Source organism: Flavobacterium sp., assembly GCF_049318325.1.
GTDB lineage: Bacteria > Bacteroidota > Bacteroidia > Flavobacteriales > Flavobacteriaceae > Flavobacterium.
Genome location: NZ_JBMOGQ010000086.1, coordinates 1 through 9,871, shown reverse-complemented (window position 1 = coordinate 9,871; position 9,871 = coordinate 1). Strand labels below are relative to the sequence as shown.

General features: G+C 33.6%; 8 protein-coding genes and 1 pseudogene. 7 read left to right on the top strand and 2 right to left on the bottom strand.

What is annotated here, in order from left to right:
• The 3 genes and pseudogenes from ACOYLP_RS08485 to ACOYLP_RS08475 form a co-directional block, all read left to right on the top strand.
• Nucleotides 1-177, top strand: a pseudogene (locus ACOYLP_RS08485) (glycine C-acetyltransferase); the annotation flags it as partial.
• 90 nt (nt 178-267) lie between these two features.
• A complete protein-coding gene (locus ACOYLP_RS08480) occupies nt 268-1,662 on the top strand; it encodes an OmpA family protein (RefSeq protein WP_422855745.1) in 1,395 nt (464 codons plus the stop codon).
• Nucleotides 1,663-1,725: 63 nt separating this feature from the next.
• Nucleotides 1,726-4,482, top strand: coding sequence for a PD-(D/E)XK nuclease family protein (locus ACOYLP_RS08475; protein ID WP_422855744.1), 2,757 nt, complete (start codon nt 1,726-1,728; stop codon nt 4,480-4,482).
• A gap of 54 nt (nt 4,483-4,536) precedes the next feature.
• Here ACOYLP_RS08475 and ACOYLP_RS08470 read toward each other — a convergent pair whose 3' ends face one another.
• On the bottom strand, nt 4,537-5,319 hold the full coding sequence (locus tag ACOYLP_RS08470) for an alpha/beta fold hydrolase (protein WP_422855743.1): 783 nt from the start codon (nt 5,317-5,319) through the stop codon (nt 4,537-4,539).
• A gap of 144 nt (nt 5,320-5,463) precedes the next feature.
• On the bottom strand, nt 5,464-6,756 hold the full coding sequence (locus ACOYLP_RS08465; protein ID WP_422855742.1) for an aminopeptidase P family protein: 1,293 nt from the start codon (nt 6,754-6,756) through the stop codon (nt 5,464-5,466).
• A 60-nt stretch (nt 6,757-6,816) separates the two neighbouring features.
• On the opposite strand from ACOYLP_RS08465, the gene ACOYLP_RS08460 reads away from it, so the two are divergent.
• The 4 genes from ACOYLP_RS08460 to ACOYLP_RS08445 all read left to right on the top strand — a co-directional run.
• Complete coding sequence (locus ACOYLP_RS08460; protein WP_422855741.1) at nt 6,817-7,671, top strand: ChaN family lipoprotein; 855 nt, start codon at nt 6,817-6,819, stop codon at nt 7,669-7,671.
• A gap of 54 nt (nt 7,672-7,725) precedes the next feature.
• A complete protein-coding gene (locus tag ACOYLP_RS08455) occupies nt 7,726-8,616 on the top strand; it encodes a hypothetical protein (RefSeq protein WP_422855740.1) in 891 nt (296 codons plus the stop codon).
• Between the two features lie 161 nt (nt 8,617-8,777).
• Nucleotides 8,778-9,443 carry a succinate dehydrogenase cytochrome b subunit gene (locus ACOYLP_RS08450; protein WP_422855739.1) on the top strand — a complete coding sequence of 222 codons (666 nt, stop codon included), beginning with the start codon at nt 8,778-8,780 and terminating at the stop codon, nt 9,441-9,443.
• 64 nt (nt 9,444-9,507) lie between these two features.
• The coding region (locus ACOYLP_RS08445) for an FAD-binding protein (protein ID WP_422855738.1) at nt 9,508-9,871 on the top strand (364 nt) is incomplete at its 3' end.

Genomic DNA, 9,871 nt, shown 5'->3' with positions numbered 1-9,871 from the left:
ATAATGGCAGATGAGCTTTTAAAGAAGGGCATCTATGTTATTGGTTTCTTTTTCCCGGTCGTGCCTAAAAATATGGCAAGAATTAGAGTTCAGTTGTCTGCCGCTCATTCTAAAGCACATTTAGACAAAGCTATTTCTGCATTTACTGATGTTGCGAAAGAGTTAAATATTATATAATTACCTATATTTTAACAAAACATTTTGATATTATAGTAATAGGTGTTACTTTTGCCACATTATAATTATTATAATCTAATCAAATTAAGTATGAAACATCTAAACAAATTATTCGTTGCTTTGGTAATTTTGGCTGGATTCAGCTCACAAGCTCAAGACAACAACAATCCTTGGGCCATATCGTTTGGGGTTAACGCAGTAGATACAAGAGTAAGTGCTGCTTCTTCGTTAGAAGACCAATTTTCTCAGTTTTTTTATGCTAAAGGCAACTGGAATATTCTTCCTTCAGTATCTTTTGTTAACGTATCAAAATATGTAGGAAACAATTTCTCATTCGGAGTTACAGGATCTGTTAACAGATTAACGAAGTATGTATTACCAAGAGTTGATGAAGGGCCATATACTGTAGTTAATCCTGGTGACAAAAATTATTATGCATTTGATGGAGTTATTAATTATAGCTTAATGAATTTAATAAAATCTAAAAAAATAGATCCTTCTATTCACATTGGAGGAGGTTATACTTGGATTGGCGATGAGTTAAAAGCTGGTACATTAAACGGAGGTTTAGGTTTGACGTATTGGTTTACCGAAATGGTAGGTTTGTCATGGCGTTCAACATACAAACATTCATTTGAAGATATTCGTGAAGACATGCCATCACACATGCAACACTATGCAGGTCTTACTTTCAAATTTGGAGGTAAAGATACTGATGGTGACGGAATTTATGATAAAGATGATGCTTGTCCAGAAGTTGCTGGTTTAAAACAATTTAATGGTTGTCCTGATTCAGATGCTGATGGAATTACAGACGCAAGTGATTCTTGCCCAGATGTTGCTGGTCCAACTGAATTTAATGGTTGCCCTGATACTGACGGAGATGGTATTGCTGATAAAGATGACGCTTGTCCAGAAGTTAAAGGGTTAAAAGAATTTGGAGGTTGTCCTGATACTGACGGAGACGGAACACAAGATAAAAATGATAAATGTATCGATGTTAAAGGTCCAAAAGAAAATGCTGGTTGTCCTTGGCCAGATAGAGATGGAGATAAAGTTTTGGATAAAGATGATAAATGTCCAGATGTAGCCGGAACTGCAGCTAACAACGGTTGTCCTGAAGTTACTGAAGAAGCTATCAAAAAATTAAATGACTACGCTAAAACGATTTTATTTGATACAGGTAAAGCTTCGTTTAAACAACAAACTTATCCAGTATTACAAGCTATTACAGCTATCTTGAAAGAGTATCCAAACTCTAACTTCTCGATTGAAGGTCACACAGATAGCGATGGTAAAGATGATACTAACCAAAAATTATCTGAAGAGAGAGCAGCAGCTGTAAAAGGTTACTTAATCGAAAATGGTATTGCTAGTTCAAGATTAGCTTCGGCTGGTTATGGTGAATCAAAACCAATCGATACTAATAAAACTAAAGCTGGTAAAGCTAACAACAGAAGAGTTGAAGTGAAATTAGTGAAATAATTTATTTTAAAATATTTTCAATAAAACGCTCAGAATATCGGGGTGTTTTTTTATTTTTATAAAATGTCAAAACCAACATTTCTCAACCAACTTGCTCAAGAAGTTTTAAAAAGTAATTCCAATACTTTATCGGAACTGACCATTGTTTTACCCAACAAAAGAGCAAAAGTGTTTTTGCTTGAAGAATTAAAATTGTTAGTTCTGAATAATGTCTTTGCCCCAGAAATAATTAGTATAGAAGAGTTTATCCAGGAAGTTTCGGGTATTCGTTCAGTTGATAGTGTCGAATTGTTATTTGAGTTTTATGAAGTATATCTCTCGATAACTGATAAAGACAAACAAGAATCTTTTGAAAATTTTGCTAACTGGGCAAAAACTTTACTACAAGATTTTAATGAAATAGATCGATATCTTCTAGAACCAAATAAGATTTTAAAATATCTCGAAGATATCAAAGAAATAGAGCACTGGTCAGTTGATGTAGATAAAAGAACAAGTTTGATAGAAAAGCATATGCTTTTTTGGAAAAAACTACCAGAATATTACCATTCGTTATATCAGTATTTAGTAAATAAAGGAATTGGTTATCAAGGATTAATTTATAGAGAAGCTGTTGAAAATCTTAATCATTTCTCTGAAAATAATAACGATAAACATTTTGTTTTTGCAGGTTTCAACGCTCTCAATCAAGCCGAAGAAAAAATTATTCAACATCTTTTAGCGCTTGATTTAGCCAAAGTTTATTGGGATATAGACGAAACCTTACTCAACGATACATTCCATGACGCCGGATATTTTCAACGAAAGTTTAAGTCAGAATGGATTTATTATAAAACACATCCTTATGAATGGATCTCGAATGATTTTAAGACCGAAAAGAATATTCATGTTATTGCAACTTCAAAAGCTATTGGGCAAGCTAAAATAGTAGGTAGTATTGTTGAAAAACAATTAGAAAAAGGGAATCTTCAAAATATGGCATTAGTACTTGGAGAAGAAAGCTTGCTACTACCGATGTTGTATTCGTTGCCGGCTAATGTTGATGCCCTGAATATTACAATGGGTTTTTCAAGCAAAAATAATCCCGCACAACTGCTGCTTACTAAATTGTTCAAATTACACACCAATGCTTTAACTAGAAATCCATCAGCTTATGTGATGTATTACAAAGATGTTCTCGATGTTTTGACGCATCCATTAGTCGAGCCTTATGTAAATGCAAACGAATTGGTTTCCATAATTAATAAAAGCAATTATTCATTCATTACTCATAAAAAGCTTGTAGAGCTTTACAGCAAAGAAAATCAATTGTTTTCATTATTGTTCCAAAAATGGGATAACGATTCGGTAACTGTTTTAGAAAAAATCGCTCAAATTCTGCTTAAAATCAAAAGCAATCTCGATTATGAAACCGAAGAAGAAAAAATAACGAATGCTTTTGTATATTCTATTTTTAAAGTCATTAACAAAATGATTTCCTATTTTTCGAAACATCCTTCCATAAATGATCTTAAGACGTTACAAGCTATTTATAAGCAAGTCATTGATGTAGCTGAAGTTTCTTTTGAAGGAGAACCATTGAGTGGTTTGCAGATTATGGGTGTTTTAGAAAGCCGTGTATTAGATTTTGAAACCGTAATTATCACATCAGTTAATGAAGGCAAATTTCCTGCAGGTAAATCCACCAACTCTTTTATTCCTTATGATGTAAAGTTGCAATACGGTTTACCTACTTACAAAGAAAAAGATGCCATTTATACTTATCATTTTTATCATTTGTTACAAAGAGCGACAAACGTTTATTTGATTTATAATTCCGATAGTCAAGGTTTTGATGCTGGTGAAAAAAGTCGTTTTATAACGCAATTGGAAATTGAAAAGCAACCCAATCACAACCTAACTTTTCAATATTATAATCCGGATGTGGCAAATATTGCACATCAACTGATTACTATTCCAAAAACAGAGAGCGTGATGACCCGATTGCACGAAATTGCCACAAAAGGATTTTCACCTTCATCTTTGACCACTTATATTCGCAATCCAATTCAATTTTATTTTCAAAGGGTGTTACACATTTCTGAAACTGATGAGGTAGAAGAAAATATTGCTGTTAATACTTTAGGAACCATTATTCACGGTACATTAGAAGAATTGTATAAGCCAACTATTGGACGTCTTTTAACTAAAGAAGATATAAAAATGTGCATTTCTAAAATTGACGATGAAGTATTAAATCAATTTAAAGAAGTCTATAAAGAAGGTGAAATCAAAAAAGGAAGAAACCTTTTAGCCTTTGAAGTTGCAAAGCGAAATGTGCTGAACTTTCTAAAAACAGAATTAGAAGCTCTCGAAAATGGAGATGAAATTCAAATTATTTCTCTCGAAACAACTTATGAAAGAGTATTAACCGATGCTCGTTTGCCTTTCCCAGTATTGATAAAAGGAAATGTCGACCGAATCGAACTTCGAAACAGAAGAATCAGAATCGTGGATTACAAAACGGGTAAAGTTGATAAAAACAATGTTATTTTAAAAGACTGGAACGGTTTATCCAATGACATAAAAAACGATAAAATAATTCAGGTTTTGGCCTATGCTTTTATGTATGAAGAGCAAACCAAAGGGCAAGAAATGGAAGCGGGAATTATATCTTTTAAAAACTTAAAATCCGGATTTTTACCGTTTCAGTTTAAACAAGATAAAGATGTTGTTGCAACAATTTCGGGCGAAATAATGGAAAACTATTTGGAACAGATTGTAATTTTATTACAGAAAATTTTGAACAAAGACGTTCCTTTTGAAGAGAAAATAAATTAGAACACAGATTTCATAAATTAGAAAAATATCTGTGCTAATTTGTGAAATTTGTGTTTATATCTTCTTCAAAAATTCAAGCAATACTATTTTCAACTCCTTTTCGTTTTCAATATGACTCATATGTCCATCAGGAAAAGTGGTAAGTTCCACTTTAGTTCCTTCAATCTGATCTATAGTGTCATCGTAAATCAAAACACCATCTTTTTTTCCTAAAACCAACTGAATAGGATAAGGCGCAAAATGCAACAACACTTCTCGATCTTTTCTGATTTTCATCCCTTCGAGAGAAGCGACAATTCCCTGCAAAGGGGTTTTTAATGCTTGTAGTTTTACTTTTTCTATTTCTTTTGCCAATACTTCACGATTGTCTTCGCTGAATAAATTGATAATCGAAATTCTAACAAAGTTGGTGTGGTTTTGTTTTACCGCTTTAATTGCTCTGTCTCGATTAATTTTCCGTTCATCGCTATCTGCTCGAGAAGAAGAATTTAACAAAAACAACCCTTTTACATAATCCGGATATAATTCGGCGAAAGCCAAAGCCACATAACCGCCCATAGAGTGTCCAACAAAAACTATTTTTCTAATCCGAAGAGAAATCAAAACAGCAAAAATCATATCAGCCTGATCTTCCATTGTATGAACATATCCAAGGCATTCTGTCTCACCATGGCCTAATAAATCGATACTGATTACACGATGGTTTTTAGAGAGTGCTGAGATGTACTTATCCCACATGGTTTTGTTTTCCAAAAAACCGTGTAATAACACCACAGCTGAACCTTTCCCGTCGTCAGTAAATGAGATTTTGGTGTTTTTGTAGGTGATGGTTTTCATAGTCGCAAAAATAGTTTTTTAACCTAATCATATAAGACATAAAAGTTTCATACAAGAAAACATAAATATTCTTAGATGACTTATATGGTAAACAAAACGACCCACAATTATGAGCCGTCTATTTTTATATTCTTTTTGTTCTTACTAAGAATTCATTATCGCTTCTATCTCATCCACTTCAATCGGAATGTTTCTCATAAGGTTAAAAGGCTCACCTTTTTCCTGAATCACCACATCATCTTCAATACGAATTCCAAAACCTTCTGCCGGAATATAAATACCAGGTTCAACAGTGAAAACCATATTGGCTTTCATTGGTTCGTTCAAAAGTCCGTAATCGTGAGTGTTTAACCCCATATGATGTGAGGTTCCATGCATAAAATATTTTTTATATGCTGGCCAATCCGGGTTTTCATTTTGAACATCGGCTTTGTCGATTAAACCCAAACCAAGTAATTCGGAAGTCATTATTTTTCCAACTTCTATATGGTATTGCTTCCAAAAATTACCAGGGACTAACATTTTTGTTGCTTCATTTTTTACGCGTAAAACCGCATTGTAAACTTGCTTTTGGCGGTCTGTAAAGCGACCAGAAACTGGCACCATTCTAGTCATATCACTCGAATAATTGGCATATTCAGCACCAACATCAAGCAAAATTAAATCGCCGGCTTTGCATTGTTGGTTGTTTTCAATATAATGTAATACGTTTGCATTGTTTCCCGAAGCAATTATTGGAGTATAGGCAAAACCCTTAGAACGATTTCTTAGGAATTCATGAGCAAACTCGGCTTCTATTTCATATTCGGTTACACTTGGTTTTACAAACTGCAATACTCTACGATAGCCTTTTTCAGTGATGTTACATGCCTCCTGAATTAAATCTATTTCTTCACTTTCTTTGATAGAACGAATACGTTGCAAAATTGGATTCGATTTTTCTACTTTGTGTGCCGGATAATTTTCTTTCCACCATTTTACAAATCGTGCTTCACGAGTTTCGGTTTCAATTGACGCCCGATAATGCTCGTTAGTGTTGATGTACATCGTTTCGGCGTAGGCCATAATTTCTTTCAAGGTCTTATGAAAATCCTGCAACCAAATCACCGATTTAATTCCGGAAACCTCAAAAGCTCTATCTTTGGTTAGTTTTTCGCCTTCCCAAATCGCAATGTGTTCGTTGGTTTCTTTTAGAAATAAAATTTCTTTCAAATGGTCATAAGGCGCATCCGGAAAAAGCAACAAAATACTTTCTTCTTGGTCGACGCCAGATAGATAAAAAATGTCCCGATGTTGTTCAAATGGCAAAGTACTATCGGCAGAAATAGGATAAATATCATTAGAATTAAAAACAGCAACGCTGTTAGGTTTCATTTTCCCTATAAATTTAGCTCTGTTTTTAACGAACAAATGACGGTCTATTTGATGGTATTTCATTATGAAATTATTAATATTGTATGTTCCAAAGTTAAAACATTGGAATTAAAAAGAGCTGCTATGAAACGATTAATTTTTGTTATTTTTTTTCTAATAACTCCTATAATTGGCTTTTCACAAGAAAAGAATGCCTATCAGCTTTTTGATAAAAAAGGCAAGAAAGTCGACTATGGTAAGCTACTAATAGCTGCTGAAAAAGCACAAGTGGTTTTGTTTGGCGAATATCATAACAATGCTATTTCTCATTGGTTAGAATTAGAATTAACCAAAGATTTAGCCGATAAAAATGCAATAATTTTAGGAGCCGAGATGATTGAAGCAGATAATCAAAAGCAATTAGACCAATTTCTGAAAGGAGAAATCAATCAGAAGCAATTGGATTCAACTGCCAGACTTTGGCCCAATTATAAAACAGACTACAAACCTTTAGTTGAATTTGCTAAGGAAAACAATATAACATTTATTGCCACTAATATTCCCCGAAGATTTGCTTCAATAGTTTCCAAAAAGGGCTTTGAAGGCTTGGAAAATTTAACTTCGCAGGAGAAGACATGGATTGCTCCTTTGCCAATTGTTTACGATTCCGAATTACCCGGGTATGTTAACATGATGAAAATGATGGGAGATCATGCGAGTCCCAATATGCCGAAAGCGCAAGCCATTAAAGACGCAACTATGGCCTATTTTATTCAAAAGAATTTAAAAGAGAAATCTATCTTTATTCATTTTAACGGAACATACCATTCTGACAACTTTGAAGGGATTTATTGGTATTTAAAAAAAACGGCACCAAACCTGGGAATTTTAACTATTGCAACCATCGAGCAAAAGGAATTAAAAAAAATATCGACAGAAGATTATAATAAAGCAGACTATATTCTCGTTATAGATGAAGATATAACAAAAACACACTAGCAAAGACTTAACAAATTAAATAAATCCTACGCTAGCTTAACCATTTGTTGGGTAATGAAAAAAAAGAAAAATCAAATGAAAAAGAGTTATTTTATTTTACTGTTATTACTAACAATAGTAGTTCCGTTTTTATCTTGTAGTGAAGACAAAGAGGGCGAACCCATGCTTATTATTAAATTTCAATTTGATCCTAATCAGGCAAGACTTAACAATTTGGGGCAACCATCTACGATAGCGCCAGGAAATGCGGCTCAATCTCCTATTTTTAATACCATCTCTGCTCATTATCTTGAAATGGCTCCCAATGCAAATACACTACTTGGCGCAGGAACTATATTATATCATGCTCCCGAAACTACTATGGGAGGAGCTGTAGCTATCGATTTTAGTAAGTCAAAAATTGTTTCTCAAGGGGAAACTTTTATAAAAATTCCGTTGAGTCAAGTAACGGCGGGTAGTTATGAATGGATGCGTGTTTCTTTATCTTATCAAAACTATAAAATAAATGTCCGTAATGCAGGAGTAGATTATGCAGGAACTTTAGCCAGTTTTGTTGGTTTTAAAACTTACATTACATCTTTTGATATAGAAAATGCTACTTTCCCTATTAACGGAAATAGAGCACAGGGATATTGGGCCTTTGCCTTGAACGATTATCCATATTCTACTTCGGGGCAAGCACCGGCCGGCGCCACAACAGTTCCAAATCCGATTGCCTCAACATCGCCAATCCCATCAGGTTCTTGTGTCGTAACAGGAAGATTTGCTAGCAATTTAGTAATCGACGGCTCCGAAACTAGCGATGTAGTGGTTACACTTTCACTTTCTATTAATAATAGTTTTGAATGGCAAGAGATTACTGCCGACGGAAAATACGAACCATCTATTGGCGAAAGCGTTGTTGATATGGGATTACGTGGATTGGTGCCTACTTATGTAAAATAATTTGTTTAACAGTTTATTGTTCAAAAAGTCGTTTTAAACTGATATAAATCAACAACTGTTAAACCCATTTTAAATTCATTATAAATTACAAAAAAAAGGTTGTGGTTAATAGCAAATAGCTGTATTTTTGTCTGATTTTATTAAATAAATTATTCAATCTTATGGCAAAATCTTCTATTTTGAGTTCGTCCATTGCAAAAAAAGTCGCTATGGCACTTTCTGGACTTTTCTTAGTAACCTTTTTAGCACTTCATTTTTTTATAAATTTAACTTCTGTATTTAGCGATGAAACTTTCAATGTTTGTTCTCATTTTATGGGTAACAATCCGATAATTCAATTTGTAATGCAACCCATACTTGTGGCTGGTGTCGTTTTTCATTTTGTAATGGGTTTTGTTTTAGAAATTCAGAATAGAGCAGCAAGACCAATTAGTTATGCAAAAAACAATGGTGCCGCCAATTCTTCTTGGGCATCAAGGAACATGATTATTTCTGGTTTAGTTGTATTAGCTTTTCTAGGATTGCATTTTTATGATTTCTGGATTCCAGAGATGGTTTATAAATATGTTGAGGTAAATCCGTTTGAACCTACAAGATATTTTGGTGAGATGGTTCATAAATTTGAAAGTCCGGTTCGTACAGGCATATACTGTGTGTCTTTTGTATTATTGTTTTTGCATTTATGGCATGGTTTCAATTCTTCAATGCAGTCAATTGGATTTAATAATAAATTCTCAAGATCACTACATAAATTAGGATATGCATTTGCAGTAATTGTTCCATTCGGATTCATTTTCATTGCATTGTTTCACCATTTTAATCAATAATTTCAAGTTTAATGAAACGCCTTAAGGCGTTACATCTGACCTATAAAAATAATAAAATAAACAGATGAAACTAGATTCAAAAATACCTGAAGGTCCAATTTCGGATAAATGGACAAATTATAAAGATCATTTAAAATTAGTTGCTCCTAATAATCGTCCAAAAATCGACATTATTGTTGTTGGTACTGGTTTGGCTGGAGCTTCTGCTGCGGCTTCTTTAGGAGAAATGGGCTATAATGTTAAAGCCTTTTGTTTTCAAGATTCACCAAGAAGAGCGCACTCTATCGCTGCTCAAGGAGGAATTAACGCAGCGAAAAATTATCAAAATGATGGAGATAGTACTTTTAGATTGTTTTATGACACTATCAAAGGAGGTGATTATAGAGCAAGAGAAGCAAACGTTCATCGTTTAGCAGAAGTTTCGTCAA